Raw genomic sequence first — 15,428 nt, 5'->3', positions numbered from 1 at the left:
TTTATTTTTACTTGATAAGGCCGGCTTCTTTAAATTGCTGGATTGCTGTTTCCTTATATTTCTGCATGTCAAACTTGGTATCCAGCGTCTGGAGGAAATTGTCCCAGTTGGAAAGAGGCTCTTTGCCCGTCATAAATTTAACCAAGCTTTCATTAATGAAACGTGTGCGGTCAGCATCCAAGGTATCGCTAGGGTCTGGGGTCAATAAATTTCCGGGCAACGTTGGCCCCACATATTGCTGATTGTCCTTGAAAGCTTCTGCTGTCTTCGGATTCTGGAAGCTGAAGTACTCTGCATCATCACCACGGCGTGGCATTCTATAATGATCAACCCACAGGTATTTTTCTTTCATTTCCTTTGATAACTCGGAGGTTTTATTTTTGATCTTGCCGTCTACGACATCCCAATGGATGCCTTTGATTCCGTATGCAAAGTTTGGATAAGCTTCTTCATCCGTAAAGAGATAATTCAGCATGGACAAGATCCGAATGATTTTTTCCTCGTCCGCTTTTGCGGATATGGCCCATGAATTGCCTTGGAATGATTTTCTCTCTACAATTTGATCCCCGTAAGGACCTTTCATCGGAGGAATAACGATCCATTCCGGCACCTCGCCACTAATTTCTTTCATTTTCTGCTGATAGTCCGGCTCTAGTCTGCGAGCATCTCTGATCATGAAGCCAACTCTACCCTTAAACATCTTTTGGTCCAACAGATCAGGCGAATTCATCGTTACCCAGTCCGGGTCAACCACTTTGGCTGCCATCATTTTATTAATGTAAGCAAGCGCCTCTTTCATTTTGGGATCGATAAACAGAAATACCGGTTCATTATCTTTTATCTCAACGGCTGAAGGAGGATTGACGCCAAACATCCACATCAAGCTATCAAAGCCATAGGTTTGCAGATTACCTTCTTTATTCATACCGCCGATGAATCCGTACGTATCGTTTTTGCCATTCCCGTCCGGATCTTTCTCTGTAAAGGCTTTCATAACTTCGAACAACTCATCAGGTGTCGTTGGTACCTCCATATTCAGCTTTTTCAGCCAATCGTTTCGGATGAAGAAGCTTCGACTGATACCGTTTACATTATCATAGCCTGGAACTCCAATGGTTTTTCCTTGATAGGACATCGCCTCCCAGGAGTCGGTGCCAAATCGTTTCTGTAGTTCAGGGAATTGGTCCATATACGGTGTCAAATCCGCAAGAACTCCTTGGTCGTAATATTGCGCAAGATCAGCACGACTTTTCAAGAAAATCAGGTCTGGAATATCCCCGCCTGCAATGAGTGTATTCAGTTTGGTTGTTGCTTGACCAGCCTGAGGAATCATCATCTCCAAGTCGATGTTCATCTCTTCTTCCAACATTTGACGTTGAATATCTTCTTCACGTGGAGGTACCGGAGCAGCAGCATTAAAAGTGCCTTGGTTAAACATTGAGATTTTCATTTTGGTTGCAAACTGGCCAGACTGGCCTTGCGAATTACCCGAAGTTGTCGATGTAATTTCTTCAGTTCCCCCACATCCTGACAATAGCGTTCCAAGTCCTAAGATTGCCGACAGAATAGCAAATGAAATCTTTTTACGCTGCATATTGACCTCTCCTCTGCTTGTATATTATCACGGTTTCCCCGTAATAAGTTAGGTTGGAACACCTTTTATCCTTTAACGGATCCCAGGAGTACACCTTTGGTAAAATGCTTTTGCAAAAATGGATAAACGATCAATATCGGGACTGTAGTTACAACAACTGTGGCCATCTGCACAGCGAACGTGCTGACAGCTCCGGAATTGGCGAGCGAATCAGCGCTTTGAGTTGCAACGTTAAGCAGGATGTTACGCAAAATCACTTGAAGTGGCATGTAGTTGGAATCATTGATATATACAATGGCATCAAAATAACTGTTCCAATGCCCAACTGCGTAAAATAAGGAAATGGTGGAAAGGACGGGTAAGGACAGGGGTAAAATGATCCGCCATAACGTCTGAAGTTCACTGGCACCGTCTACCCTCGCTGATTCCTCAATTTCACCAGGTAATTGTTCAAAAAAACCTTTGATGATCACCAGATTAAATGCACTAATGAGATTTGGAATAATCAATACCCAAGGACTGTTTAACAATCCCAAAGAGCGGATTAGTAAATAAGTCGGAATTAATCCCCCACTGAACATCATGGTAAACACAATGAAGAGTAAAAATGGACTTCTTCCGGGCAAATATTTTTTGGATAACGGGTAGGCCGCGATTACCGTAAAAAACACGTTTAACGCAGTGCCTACAATTGTTCGAAATAACGTAATTTTATACGCCTGCCAGATCCCATGAGAAATGAATACTTCTTTATAGGCCAGAAAGGTAAAGGACTCTGGTATAATCACAATCCCTCTTCTTAATACTTCCGATTCTGGTGTTACGGAGACAGCAACCACATATAGAAAAGGTAGCACGCACAGTAGGGATAACAAAATAAGAATTACATAAACGACGGTTTGCCAGACTTTTTCACCGATTGTCATATGGATCATTCTAAAGACCACCTCACCAGATTTGCCCATCGAATTTTTTGGCGAGCTTATTCGCTGCCAACACTAAAGCAAATCCGATGACAGCTTTAAACAATCCTACAGCAGTAGCCAAGCCAATCTTAAGACGCTCCAACCCTTCCCGGTATACCCATGTGTCGATAATATCGATCTTCTCCTGGTTAAAGGTGTTGGCAAACATGAATATTTGGTCAAAACCCGCATCCAGGATATGGCTTAATTTAAGAATCAGCATCAGAATAATGACTCCTCGAATACCGGGTAACGTGATATGCCAGAGCTGTCTCCATTTGGAAGCGCCATCCATTCGAGCCGCTTCATATAAGCTTGGATCGATTCCTGCCAAGGCGGCAAGGTACAAAATCGCCCCCCATCCAATATCCTTCCATACTTCAGATAAGATGATCAGCATTCTGCCCCAGGCAGGTTCCGTTAGAAACGAGATGGGTTCAACACCTAAATCCTTTAAAATCATGTTAAAGAGACCGTCCCCTGGAGCTAGTAAGGCTACCATAATTCCATACACAATGACCCATGATAGAAAATGAGGCAAATAAGTGATTGTCTGTACGATTTTCTTAAACCATTGGCTATACACTTCATTGAGGAGTAAAGCAAGTACGATGGGCGCGGAGAAACCGAACAATAGCTTATACAGAGATATAACAATCGTATTTTTCATGATGTCCCAGAAATAAACGCCGTTCATAAAATCGGTAAAATTTTTGAATCCCACCCATGGGCTATCCCATAGTCCCAAAGCCAAGTTGTAGTTTTTAAAAGCTATCATGATTCCCGCCATAGGAATGTATTTGAATACCGCAAAGTAAATTAAGGCTGGTAATAAGAGAGCATACATCACTTTGTACCTTTGTATCGTCCTTATCCATGTCTTTCGCTTTTTGGAGATGGGAATGGCGTCCGCTGCCAATTTTGCTTGCATTTCATCACCTCGTCTTTGTTTGTATTTGTATAATAGCACCCACCTATCGGATAAATTTCTGATATATCAAGAATTTTTTATAAGATTTTAAGGAAGGTATGTCAGCGAGCGAATATATTCTGTTCTATAACCAGAACCGATTCCAGAAAAGACTAAACGGGCGTTCCCCGGTTGAATACCGGGAAACGCCCGCAGCTTAAATCGCTTTTTTTATAGTACAGAGGATTTACCACCGTCTATGTTAACGGCAGTTCCTGTTACGTAGGAGGCTGCTCCTGACACAAGAAAAGCAATAACTTTTGCCGCCTCTTCGGTATGACCTATCCTCTGTAGTGGGATGCCATGAATTGGGTTGGAAGCGAATTCCTCCCAACTTTGCTCTGGTGCTGAAGCCTGCCATTTCCGTTCAATCTGATCGCTACGAATCAGACCGATGCACACCGCGTTAACACGAATATTGTCCTTGGCGAGGTCTTTGCTCATCGCCTTCGTAAGTGCAAGACCTGCAGCTCGGCTGACTGATGTTGGCAAAGATGACGCAGATGGTGTCTTCCCAACAGTCGCCGTCACATTAAGGATAGAACCACCACCTCTTTGGCGCATATGAGAAACTGCCGCCTTAGAACTGTGGACTGCTCCTAACAATTTCAAATCCAGGTCAGCAGCCCAGCTTTCGGTACCGACCTCTTCAAACGGCCAGGCCGCAGAGGTTCCCGCATTGTTGACCAAGATATCCAGTCCACCGAAATGCTCTGCAGTCTGTTCCACCGCACTTCGTACCTCTGCTTCTACTGAAATATCTGCAGAAATGACTAGTGCATCTGTACCCGTAGTTTCTTTAATTCGTTGCGCCGCAGCTTGGAGCGCCTCTTTGTTGCGGGCAACGATTGCCACCTTTGCGCCTTCCGATGCTAAGATCACTGCTGTCTCTAGCCCGATTCCTTTGCTGCCGCCTGTAATTAGTGCTACTTTATCCTTTAATCCCAAATCCATAACTGTTTCCTCCTCTTTCCCACTGCGAACTTCGTTACCTAAAGCCATCTCTTCAATCAATTCGATTAATTATTCAGCTTTCCTGCCATTTAGCTCGGTAGCTTGGAATTTAGTCCATTTCCCATTAACATACCTCCATATGAATAGCCCTCCTTTTATCAACCAATCACAATAGATAGCTATCCATGTTGCAAACATTCCCATATCAAGGAGATATACCAAGACATAAGCGAATATAATTCTGCAGCAAAACATAGTAATCATACTCACTACCATGGGGTACTTTGCATCTCCAGCAGCCCGGAATACCGATGGAAGTGCATTTCCGAAAGGCCAAATCAATATCATGACAATCGCATGGCTCCACACAATCTCAGTAGTCCATTGCATTGCTTCTGCTGAAAAATGATAAATGCTCAATATACTCGGAAACAAGGCTAAACTAATTACGGAACTCACAATCTGTGCCACAAAAATGATACCAAGTATCTTTTTCGTATAGTATCTAGCCTGTGTAAAATCTCCAGCACCCACACATCTGGAAATGACTATAGACATTCCTAAACCAATGGCCATTCCAGGTAAAGCTTGCAATGAAGTAATCGTACTGCCAACTGAATTTGCCGCTATAGCAGCTGTTCCAAATGTAGATACCAAACTTAATATCAACAAACGTCCAAAATAGAATATTCCATTTTCTAATCCATAAGGTACACCGATCCGCATGATCTGTTTAATCATCAATGAATTAAACTTATGCTTCAAGGTTTTATTTAGATGAAGAACATGCTTAGGATTTGTTACATGAATTAGAATGCATACTGCAGCACCTATTCTGGAAATTAAAGTAGGAATAGCATCCCTGCAATCCCTATATTGAACCCATAGATGAACAAGACATTGCCTGCAATATTCAGAATGTTCATAGCCAGCATAATTTTCATAGGCAATTTGGAGTTGCCCATCGTTCTGAATATGGCAGCTCCAGCGTTATAAAGAGCTAAAAAAGGAATAGAAGCTCCGACGATCAATAAATAAGTGTTGGCATAGTTATATACCTCGTCGGTGATATTGCCAAAGAGAACATCTAAAATAAAGCCTTTAAAGATATAAATAAAAATCATAATCACAAGCCCTGCTGCTCCAGCAAACCAAACTAATTGATTTGAGGCTTCTCTGGCTTGGTTTTCCTGTTTTTTTCCGAGATATTGCCCCACAATCACCGTGCCACCCGTAGCTAAAGCTGCGAATAAACTTATTAACAGCAACATAATCATTTCGACTAAAGAAACAGCAGATACGGCTGACTCTCCTATAGAAGCTGCCATGATTGAATCGGACAATCCGATCAAAGATGCTAACATTTGTTCAATAATTAACGGGATAAATATTCTCATTAAATCTTTATCTGTAAATAACAACGGGTTCGAAAATGGCATTTTTGATTTTTTCATAATTTTAACCTCATATTGTATGATTAACTACACAACTCTCAAGTCACGTTCTCCATTCATTGTAAATTCCTATCTGTATAATTACTAATACCTATGGTGTATTTTGTATCATGCCTAATATGTATCGTATAATCATCTGTGAATGATCTATCCGACGTATTATGGAAAGGATGATAAGGTGTGGATATTCGGGTTTTGAAATACTTTTTAACTGTGGCTAAAGTAGGCAATATAACAAAAGCAGCAGAAATCCTTCATATTACGCAACCAACACTAAGCAGGCAGCTTATGGATCTTGAAGAAGAACTGGGTACGCGTTTGCTGATACGAGGAAAAAGACAGATTACATTAACAGATAGCGGTCTCTTGTATCAGCAACGGGTAAAAGAGATCGTTTCCCTCTTAGACAAGACAGAAAGAGATATGGCAGAACAGAAGGATCTGATTGGCGGAGTGGTTTCTATTGGCTGTGTGGAGTCCATTGTATCCAGAGCTCTGGCAGAAATCGTAGAGAAATTCTCCAACCGGCATCCTAGAGTACAATATGAACTGTATAGTGCTGATGGAGATGATATTAGAGAAAAGCTTGACCGAGGAAATATCGATATCGGCATTTTATTGGAACCCATTGAAACTGCAAAATATGACTATGTTCGATTACCCTATCCGGAAAAGTGGGGTATTCTGATGAGACGAGATGATCCCCTTGCTCAGAAATCATCCATTGGGATTCAAGAGATACTTTCTTTACCCTTAATTCCACCCCGTCGGACAATTGTGCAGAATGAGATTGCAAGTTGGCTTGGTGTGGAGAATGATCGACTTACTATTTTCGCATCCCATAATTTATTGACTAATGCGATGCAGTTGGTAGAACGGAAACTGGGGTATGCCATATGTGTAAGCGGATCATATACAATCCGGGAAAGTAATAGCACATGTTTTGTTCCCTTTGAACCTGAACGAATAACAAATCATGTACTCGCTTGGAAAAAGAATAGGCTATTTAGCTCAGCTACCGCTCACTTTATTCAATTTATAAAGGATATCTATGATTCATAAAAGGATTGGGATGTACCTTTAGTGTGGTTATTCTTCAATAAAACAAGGACACGTTATTAACGTGTCCCCAAGATAACAAAAGGTTAAATTCTCAATGAGAGATTTGTTTTTTAGGAGTATACATATAAATTCTTAATAGGATAAACGCCAGGCTCAATATCAAAAATAACAGTCCACCTACTACAATGTACCGAACCCCCATTCCTGATATAAACAACCCTCCGACAGTTGTTCCAATGGTTACGCCCAGGTTACCAGATGTTAGAAATAATCCATTCGCGAATTCAGGAGCTTCCGGAGCTGCTGACGTAATCCAATACTGACTAATATTGCTTGCGATTGCATACAGCACTCCCCATATAACAACAATAATGAACATAGGGACAGTGAATTGGCCCATAAAGAACAGGAAGATGTAGACTACTCCAAATACAAATGGATAGATCATTACGGACTTAATTGCATTTTTGGAAAGCAATTTTCCTCCTAATACGTTACCAAATAAACTGGCTGCACCAAATATAACTAACATTAGACTAAGACCTTTACCAGAAATATGAGTAATGGTCGCAAGATATTCGGCGAAGTAACTATACACTCCAGCCGTTGCTGCATTTACAAATATAACGGCAACAATAGAATGCCAAGTTATTGCTTTCTTCAATACACGTAGTTGAGATCCGTAGGAAAGCCTTTCTCTTACAGGCATGGATGGGACAAATAGCAATACACCAATGAATGCTACTGCATTCACGATAGCAAAAAAAGTCATAGCAGCATCAATTGAAGCGATACTGGCAATAAAAGTTGTGATGGGTACACCTAGCACAATGCCAGCAGATACGCCCATAATGACTTTTGACACTGCTTTAGGAATCTCTTTATCACTAACCGAACTAGCTGCTGCTGTCAGAGCGATCGAGATATAGACGGGATGTAAAAATGCCGGGATAACACGAGCAATTATTGCGAATGTAAAGTTTGTTGCAAATATAGAGAAAATGTTACTGATCACGAACACACCGAGTACAAGTAGCATTACCCCTCTGCGATTAAAACGAGAAAACACTAAAGGCAGAATGGGACCCGATATCGCAACTGCAAGTGCAAACAGACTTACTAGCAATCCTGCTTGAGACACGCTAACATTGAACTGTTCAGCAATTTGAGGCAATATCCCAATAACGCCCATTTCAGTATTTAAGATTCCGAAGACACCCAAAGTTAATATAAATATAAATAATTTATTTCGTTTAGACATCATTGTTACCCCCACCGTTGCTCCATATTCTCTTTCTCATGCTGTACTCCGCCCAAGATGATATTCAAATGATTGAAACCAAACTTTCCTCCTTTTGGCTGTAATCATCTATTTTAATTTAAATTCACATTGAGGGCTTAATACTCATTTGTGTATTATTATATATAAATAAAATGTATCAACAACCACAAAACATCAGGATTCGTGCATTAATACACAACACGACTTAAATTGTGAATTACTTTTCAAGAAAGTTAGGTGGAGGTACATGCTTAAAGTGGACAGAAGAAGCTTGAAATCTCAAGAAGCTATCAAAAAAGCAGTGATAGAACTCATGTCTGAAAAAAGTTTTGATGACATTACGATTCAGGATATTGCTGATCAAGCTAATGTTAATCGTAGAACGATCTATCTGCATTACTTGGATAAGTACGATCTACTGGATAAGCTTATTGAAGAGCATATTGAGGAATTAAAGAGATTGTGTGAATTGGAAGCCGAAACGGATACATTAGAGGGTAGTGCGACATGGTTTTTATATTTTGAACAACATTATTCATTCTTTTCAGCAATGTTAACTAGTAAAGGAGCTCCTTTTTTCCGTAGCCGGTTCCTCGATTTTGTCACAGACGATATTAAGAATGGTTGGGATATGTCCGAGGGAAAAAGACAAGGAATAGATGAAGAGCTTCTTATTCAATTTATCTCGCCAGCTTATGTAGGAATTGTAGAATGGTGGTTCATTAATGACATGCCCTATTCACCTCAAGTTATGGGAAAACAAGTGGGAATGTTATTGGAAAATAACCTCTCCTAAACAAAGATAATTCATTCCCAACTATAGTCTGATTTCTTCCAACGCAAAAAAAAGGCAACCGAATCATTCCTGTTCGGTTGCCTTTGATTTAGATATAAAACTATATATACCTTTACTTCTCCGATGGGAGTGGTGTAAAGAGCAGATTGACCGGCAGGTTGCTTCCTGGCGCGGCAGAGAATAGAATCGTTACGCTCTCTCCAGTTAACCCGGTGCGGTAAAGAACGCTTTGTTCACTTGAATTGGCAACCGCAACGTTACCTTCGGCAATCGATACCAACTGATTGTTCACCAGAGCTACTCCGGAGTACTTCCCTCCACGAGGATTAAAGGAGATAAGTGTACGCGGAGCGACATTGGTCAGCGTAATTTTGTACAATACACCGAAATTACCCGCATTGGATGCGTCTGTGTAAGCCATCGGATCTGTTCCTACCAGATTGGGATCGCTTGAATTGTCACCAAGTGGAAGACGGGCAGGTTTGATTCCCACGTGCTCATCGTACTTTATAATGCGAGTCGCATTCGGGTACGTACCACGGTTGTGCACTCCGTCACGATCAAGCACAGGTAGCAATGGCAGAGCCTCGAACGGATCTTTATTTTCTTCCACCAGGATAACGTTATAGTCTAAGGAATAATCACTATATGCATCCGAATAGAGAGAGATGACTTGTCCTTCTTTCATCGGAGTTTTATTAAGTTCGGTCAAAATGAGTTTGCTTTCTCCAGGTTGAAGGTACTCTTTCTTTTGATCCGCTCCAGTCTGAATCGACTTAAACCATTTATCAATAGACAATTTCCCAGCTACGGTAGCATACGGTGTAGGTCCGGCAAAGCCCATATTCTGTTGTTGAAATACGGCTGGATTTGGATTGTTATTGGTTGCAATCACATACATTTTTACTCTTTTGCCTGTATTGTTCACGTGGTGAATCATGAAACGGGTCTGCCCCAAAGATGATTCTTTATATACAATGCCTTCCGTATTCACAGTTTCCGGACTGTTACTGCGGATCAGCAAACTTGGCTCATCCATGTACGTATAAGGCACTTTCTCCATCGTAGTCACTTCGCCGCCGTTAAAGGTGAATTTCTGTCCTACCGGCGTGAAGAGTAAATTAAAATCGGTAAATGAATATAAGGTCTCATTGGTTATGGTGATGACTTTGGAGTACGTGTTCGTAGCACCGTGATTGTCAGTAACCGTAAGTGTCACCGTTTTTGGACCCGGTTCAAAGAACGCAAGTGAATTGTTCTCCCATGCTGCTTTAACAATATTATTTTCGTCATCTGTACTTTGGTCTGTGTATGTTATTTTTTCGCCCATTTTATACTGTTCTTTATCCGTGGCGAACATGGCTACAGGAGGAAGATTAGGAGCCAAAACTTCAATCGTAGTTGAATAGGGATCGCTCCATTGACCGTTGGAATCCTGTACTTGATATGAAATCGTATATGTACCTGCTTGATCAAATGAATCCTGGCGACCAGTCCAGCGTTCGTCAACGATATCCAGTCCATTAGGTGAACTGGAAGAAGTCACGTAGTCCACTTGATCACCTGCAAAGATTTCCTTTTGGGAAATGGTAAAGCTTGCAACAGGTTTTGTATTAAGATTCAACACAACCGTTTTAGCCGACTGATTCACTTTATAGGTGATGTTCAGAGCTTGAGTAATGGAAGTTAACGGCACCATGAATGTACTTTTTTGCTGATAAGCAGGGCCTTTCATCGTTCTGGTCTCTCCATTTACCGTATAGTCCTTGCTGTTAGTTTTGAATCGGAGTTCATCCTCACCACTAATAATGATGGTTTCCTTGGTTTTGTTATCATATTTGACGCCATATCCCACACGGTCAACCAGCGCACGGATTGCAACATAGGATACACCGTTTTTTACAGCCATTGGCTGTCCAGCAAGATACGTTTTTCCATCCTGCTCCATTTTGTTGCTATTCATGTACAACGTCAGATTCCCGCCTGCTGCTGCAGGAGACGTCCCATCAACGGATGGTTGCTCTATCTGAGCAGGCGTAGCTGGCGTTTCAACCTTCTCAGGGGTCTCTCCCCCATCCAATGCAGGTTTCTCGCTCTCTGTTTTAGGTGTTGCCTCAGTGCCGGTCGAGGTTTGAGTGTCCTTGGCTTCAGTGGGCGGAGTATTGATAGATTTGTTATTGCTCTCCGTCTTCACTTCACGCTCTGCAATCGGCTGCTCTTGCTTTAACACCTCAACTGATTCTACATTGACCGTGTTTACGGACGCGGTGTCACCTTGCGGTGCTGATTGCGCACTCACAGAACCGACTGCAAATGCTTGAAAAACGGCTAAAGCGGTAAAAATGGATAATTTCTTCTTCATATTCATGTGTTGTCTTTGGCTCCTTCTACTCTCTAGTAATTTATAACCCCTCAAAAAGTCATAGTATTAGACGCTAGATTTAGGAAAAAGTTTCTAATTGAATTGTAAATTATGGATTTTTGTGCAACTATTTTTTCAATGTTTGGTTATAAGTTCTTTGAATAAGAAGCGCCTATTGCATAATAGTCTTGATTTTGCACAAGATAATCCATGTCGCATTTTATAAAGAGGTGGATCAATGACCCCAACCAATCAGGCTTTTTCTGAATTAAAAATGAATATTTCTTATGTGGAACAGTCCCTCTACTGTACTGACGATTTGAAACAACAACAGCTTCTACTTAATGGTGTACAGAGTGTGCTTCTCTATATCGATTCACTTGCAGATCAGGAGATCATTCAAACACATGTCTTAACAGCATTGAATAGCCAAGCTCATTCGGAAATCTACCCATCGTTCACCACTTTAGAAAGTCGAAAAGATACGGATCTGCAACGTGGAATAGATTCACTTATTCAAGGGAAATGTCTTTACATAATCGATGGGTACCCGGAGTTTTACATTCTTTCTACCGAGAAAATGTATGTCCGAAACACAACCGAACCGGAGAATGAAGGCGTTATTCGAGGGCCGCACAATGGATTCGTAGAGCAGCTTTCGGTTAATTTGAATCTGATCCGTAGACAAATTATTAGTCCATCCCTAATCGTTCGATATTTTAACGTCGGCGAGAAGACACATACCAAAATTGCAGTTGTATATCTTCAGGACTTGGCCAATCCGGAGTTAGTGAACGAAGTAAAAGAGCGAATCACGTCCATATCTTCAGATATGGTGCTCGCTCCAGGTTTTATTGAAGAGTTTATGGAGGATAACCCCTTCTCTCTGTTTCCCCAGCAGCTCAATACAGAAAGACCTGACCGGGTTATTGCCAACTTGATGGAAGGACGTGTCGCCATACTTGCCGAAGGAAGTCCTTCAGCTCTTATTGCTCCAGTTACGTTTTTTGCTTTTTATCAAAGTCCGGATGATTATCATGGTCGCTGGATTGTCAGTTCCTTTTTACGTTTAATTCGCATGATGAGTTTTGTCATTGCTTTTACATTACCTGCTGTTTATATTGCTACCATCTCTTTTCACTCCGCTATTTTACCGATCGAACTGGCACACACAATCAAGAAATCATTGCAAAACATCCCCTTTCCTGCACTTGTAGAGGCAATGTTGCTTGAACTGATCTTTGAAGTATTAAGAGAAGCCGGGGTCCGACTTCCCAGCCGAGTGGGCCAGACCATCGGCATCGTTGGCGGTTTGGTTATCGGAGATGCTATCGTTCGTGCGGGGCTTGTATCCTATACAATGATTATTGTGGTTTCACTAACCGCTATCTCGTCGTTTTTGGTGCCTTCGCATGAGATGAGTTCGGCAGTCCGTATTCTCCGCTTTCCAATGATGATTGGAGCGGCGCTTTTTGGATATATCGGCATCGCATTTGGTCTGGTGATTCTAACCATTCACCTCTGTAAGATGGAAAACTTCGGATCGCCTTATTTTGCTCCAGTGGCCCCTTTCCGATTAGCTGACATGAAGGATGTATGGATTCGATTTCCCATCTGGGCGCTTCGCGGGCGTCCTCATGATGCCCGCCCGCAGCGGCTGAATCAGCAGAAGTTCTCTAGGAGTTGGAAAAAACGTGAATAAGGAAACAACAATCACTCGGGGACAATTATTCTTGCTCATTTTGAAATTTGAGATCGGTGTAGATATTCTGTCCCTCCCTTACCGTATACACCTTATCTCTAAAGGCGGTGGATGGATTTCTGTTTTTCTTGGAGGGTTCCTGATCCAACTTGTCATATTGTTGTGCTGGCTTTTGATGCGAAGATTCCCGAGTTCATCCATTTATGACATTGTAACGCTGATTACGGGTAAATGGATTGGCAAGTTGCTGATCATTGCCTACGTTGGATATTTCCTGTTAATGGGTACTTCTGTTCTGGTGAACGCCTACAGTGTGATTAACCGCTGGATGCTGCAGGATACGCCTCGATGGGCTATATTAGCCCTCTTCTTGTTCAGCAGTATCTATTTGGTTCGACAAAAATTACGAATCATTGCCCGAGTACTGGTACTCATCTCCTTTTTGGTCTTGCCCATGATGGTATTGATCAGTTATGGACTCAAGGAAGTCAATCTGTTATATCTTTTGCCTTTAACCGAAGCAGGATGGCCCAATATCATTAGTGGATCAACCGAAACATTAATGGCTATGTTCGGATTCGAGTTTTTTCTCGTTGTGTTTCCTATGGTTGAAGGTAGCAGCGGTGGCAAACTCAAGTCTGTTGCTTTAGCAAGTGCTGTAGTCGTGGTGTTGTATGCATTCACTGTGTTCATTTGTTCAACGGCGTTCAGCCCCCAGCAACTTGACTTAATGCCTGAACCGGTCATATATCTGCTCCGCTCTATCCCACTCGGGACAATGGATCGGGCCGATTTCCTGTTCCTCCCTATCTGGTTAATTTCCATTTTTGGGGCCATATGTGGCTATTACTATACGGCATCCTATGGTATAAGTTATTTCTTCAAACAAAAACACCATAAAAAAGCGGTGCCTTATGTCGTTATTGCTTCTTGCATAATTGCCTATCTGCCACAACAGAAGGAAAAACTTGAGTTAATTAGTACGATAGCCAACAGATCGGCATACTTTTTTCTCATGATCCTGCCTCTGCTCCTGTTGGTTCTATCTTATATAATGAAACGAAAAGAGAAGATGATATGAGTAAACGAGGAAAAATTCTTCTCCCCCTGTTACTGCTCATGGTGATGACGGGATGCTGGGATCAGGATAGTTTAAAAGATGCAAGACTAGCTAATGCTTCGGCGTTTGACATCACCTCAGAGGGTGAAATTAAACAGACGCTTGAAATTGTCGATGATTCTGAGAGTCAACAAGGGAGCAACGGTAATGAAGTCCACTCAGGCACCGGGAGATCCGTCCGTCAAAGTACAGATAGAATTCGCGCTAAAGTGACTGGTGATATCCGGTTTTTCAAATATGGGATGATCTTATACGGCAACAAACTCGCACAAAATGATATCTATCCCTACCTGGACGTCTTATATCGGGAACCCGATTACCCAACCTCACATGTGAAAATTGCAATTGTGGATGGCGATGCCGGAGATCTGTTACACCAAAAAAAAGTTGGCAGCATATTGATTGGTGATTTTATTACCAAAAAAATTAAGAGTCTGGAGGAATTATGTATTTTTCCGGAAATGACGTTAGAGACCCTTCTCCCTCCCATGCTGGATCCGGGACAGGATTTTACGCTGCCTTATCTATATAAGGATGGAGAGGAAATTGATGCTCGGGGAATCGCCCTGTTTCATGGGCAAAGGTTCAATGGGAGTCTTACGACCGAACAGGCTCCTCTATACATTATTATGAGTGGGAAATGGAATAAAGCAGCGCGTTTTGTCAAAAAGGTCCACCCAGGGCCTTCCAACAACCCGCGGAACTATGTCACTTATGAAGCAAATATCGCACAAATTAAGCGCAAAATCGCGGTAAAGGTTGCAAATGATAGACAAATTGATGTGAACCTCCGTATCGAACTTCCAGTAACGATCGTTGAGTATGCAATGAATCATCTTCAGGAAAAAGACACGATTGAACGTCTGAACAGCCAGTTATCCGATGACATGACTCAGGACGCAGAACAAATTATCAAAACACTTCAGCAAAGTGGTTGTGATTCCTTCGGTATTGGCAGACATTTAATTGCCCATTACCCGGACTTATGGAAAAACCTAAACTGGAATAAAGAATATGCCCAAGTTCGTTTTCACCCGGAAGTAAAGGTTACGATAGTCGGCAATGGTGTGTTAAATTAATAACATGCTGTCGTGCAACTGGGAAAGCTCTCTTCAATGTCGAAGAGAGCTTTTAACTGTTGACTTAAAAGAATGATTTGCTAATATC

The 15,428-nt window shown here is 41.7% G+C and carries 14 protein-coding genes; 6 read left to right on the top strand and 8 right to left on the bottom strand.

Annotation, left to right across the window (positions count from 1 at the left end):
* Positions 1–7: 7 nt before the first annotated feature.
* The 3 genes from J2Z28_RS17125 to J2Z28_RS17115 form a co-directional block, all read right to left on the bottom strand.
* On the bottom strand, positions 8–1,594 hold the full coding sequence (locus tag J2Z28_RS17125) for an extracellular solute-binding protein (RefSeq protein WP_211083412.1): 1,587 nt from the start codon (positions 1,592–1,594) through the stop codon (positions 8–10).
* A 65-nt stretch (positions 1,595–1,659) separates the two neighbouring features.
* Positions 1,660–2,529, bottom strand: a complete 870-nt coding sequence (locus J2Z28_RS17120) for a carbohydrate ABC transporter permease (RefSeq protein WP_076210617.1) — start codon at positions 2,527–2,529, stop codon at positions 1,660–1,662.
* 13 nt (positions 2,530–2,542) lie between these two features.
* Positions 2,543–3,490, bottom strand: coding sequence for an ABC transporter permease (locus J2Z28_RS17115; protein WP_211083411.1), 948 nt, complete (start codon positions 3,488–3,490; stop codon positions 2,543–2,545).
* Positions 3,491–3,588: 98 nt separating this feature from the next.
* On the opposite strand from J2Z28_RS17115, the gene J2Z28_RS17110 reads away from it, so the two are divergent.
* The gene (locus J2Z28_RS17110; protein ID WP_211083410.1) at positions 3,589–3,690 is read left to right on the top strand and encodes an IS3 family transposase; all 102 of its coding nucleotides are present in this window, start codon (positions 3,589–3,591) and stop codon (positions 3,688–3,690) included.
* A gap of 10 nt (positions 3,691–3,700) precedes the next feature.
* Here J2Z28_RS17110 and J2Z28_RS17105 read toward each other — a convergent pair whose 3' ends face one another.
* The 3 genes from J2Z28_RS17105 to J2Z28_RS17095 all read right to left on the bottom strand — a co-directional run bounded on the left by J2Z28_RS17105 (position 3,701) and on the right by J2Z28_RS17095 (position 5,937).
* On the bottom strand, positions 3,701–4,483 hold the full coding sequence (locus tag J2Z28_RS17105) for an SDR family NAD(P)-dependent oxidoreductase (RefSeq protein ID WP_211083409.1): 783 nt from the start codon (positions 4,481–4,483) through the stop codon (positions 3,701–3,703).
* Between the two features lie 69 nt (positions 4,484–4,552).
* The gene (locus J2Z28_RS17100; protein WP_244988359.1) at positions 4,553–5,224 is read right to left on the bottom strand and encodes an MATE family efflux transporter; all 672 of its coding nucleotides are present in this window, start codon (positions 5,222–5,224) and stop codon (positions 4,553–4,555) included.
* A 101-nt stretch (positions 5,225–5,325) separates the two neighbouring features.
* A complete protein-coding gene (locus tag J2Z28_RS17095) occupies positions 5,326–5,937 on the bottom strand; it encodes an MATE family efflux transporter (protein WP_211083407.1) in 612 nt (203 codons plus the stop codon).
* A gap of 180 nt (positions 5,938–6,117) precedes the next feature.
* On the opposite strand from J2Z28_RS17095, the gene J2Z28_RS17090 reads away from it, so the two are divergent.
* The gene (locus J2Z28_RS17090; RefSeq protein WP_211083406.1) at positions 6,118–6,999 is read left to right on the top strand and encodes a LysR family transcriptional regulator; all 882 of its coding nucleotides are present in this window, start codon (positions 6,118–6,120) and stop codon (positions 6,997–6,999) included.
* A gap of 91 nt (positions 7,000–7,090) precedes the next feature.
* Here the strand turns inward: J2Z28_RS17090 and J2Z28_RS17085 are convergent, their stop codons facing one another.
* Entirely contained in the window at positions 7,091–8,260 is a 1,170-nt protein-coding gene (locus J2Z28_RS17085; protein ID WP_211083439.1) for an MFS transporter, read from the bottom strand.
* Between the two features lie 268 nt (positions 8,261–8,528).
* On the opposite strand from J2Z28_RS17085, the gene J2Z28_RS17080 reads away from it, so the two are divergent.
* Positions 8,529–9,077: a TetR/AcrR family transcriptional regulator gene (locus J2Z28_RS17080; protein WP_211083405.1), complete on the top strand. Its 549-nt coding sequence runs from the start codon at positions 8,529–8,531 to the stop codon at positions 9,075–9,077.
* A 112-nt stretch (positions 9,078–9,189) separates the two neighbouring features.
* Here J2Z28_RS17080 and J2Z28_RS17075 read toward each other — a convergent pair whose 3' ends face one another.
* Complete coding sequence (locus J2Z28_RS17075) at positions 9,190–11,445, bottom strand: copper amine oxidase N-terminal domain-containing protein (protein ID WP_211083404.1); 2,256 nt, start codon at positions 11,443–11,445, stop codon at positions 9,190–9,192.
* 232 nt (positions 11,446–11,677) lie between these two features.
* On the opposite strand from J2Z28_RS17075, the gene J2Z28_RS17070 reads away from it, so the two are divergent.
* From J2Z28_RS17070 to J2Z28_RS17060, 3 genes are read left to right on the top strand one after another with little or no spacing between them, the layout of a single operon-like run.
* Positions 11,678–13,141, top strand: coding sequence for a spore germination protein (locus J2Z28_RS17070; RefSeq protein ID WP_211083403.1), 1,464 nt, complete (start codon positions 11,678–11,680; stop codon positions 13,139–13,141).
* A complete protein-coding gene (locus J2Z28_RS17065; RefSeq protein ID WP_211083402.1) occupies positions 13,134–14,222 on the top strand; it encodes a GerAB/ArcD/ProY family transporter in 1,089 nt (362 codons plus the stop codon). The genes J2Z28_RS17070 and J2Z28_RS17065 overlap by 8 nt, the downstream gene beginning before the upstream one ends.
* Positions 14,219–15,340 (top strand): Ger(x)C family spore germination protein, encoded by a 1,122-nt coding sequence (locus tag J2Z28_RS17060; RefSeq protein ID WP_211083401.1) that lies wholly within the window; start codon positions 14,219–14,221, stop codon positions 15,338–15,340. Before J2Z28_RS17065 ends, J2Z28_RS17060 begins: the two co-directional genes overlap by 4 nt.
* The last annotated feature ends 88 nt before the right edge of the window (positions 15,341–15,428 follow it).

The organism is Paenibacillus xylanexedens (genome assembly GCF_017874615.1).
In the GTDB taxonomy this organism is placed as follows: Bacteria; Bacillota; Bacilli; order Paenibacillales; family Paenibacillaceae; genus Paenibacillus; species Paenibacillus xylanexedens.
This window is presented reverse-complemented; position numbering and strand designations above follow the sequence as displayed.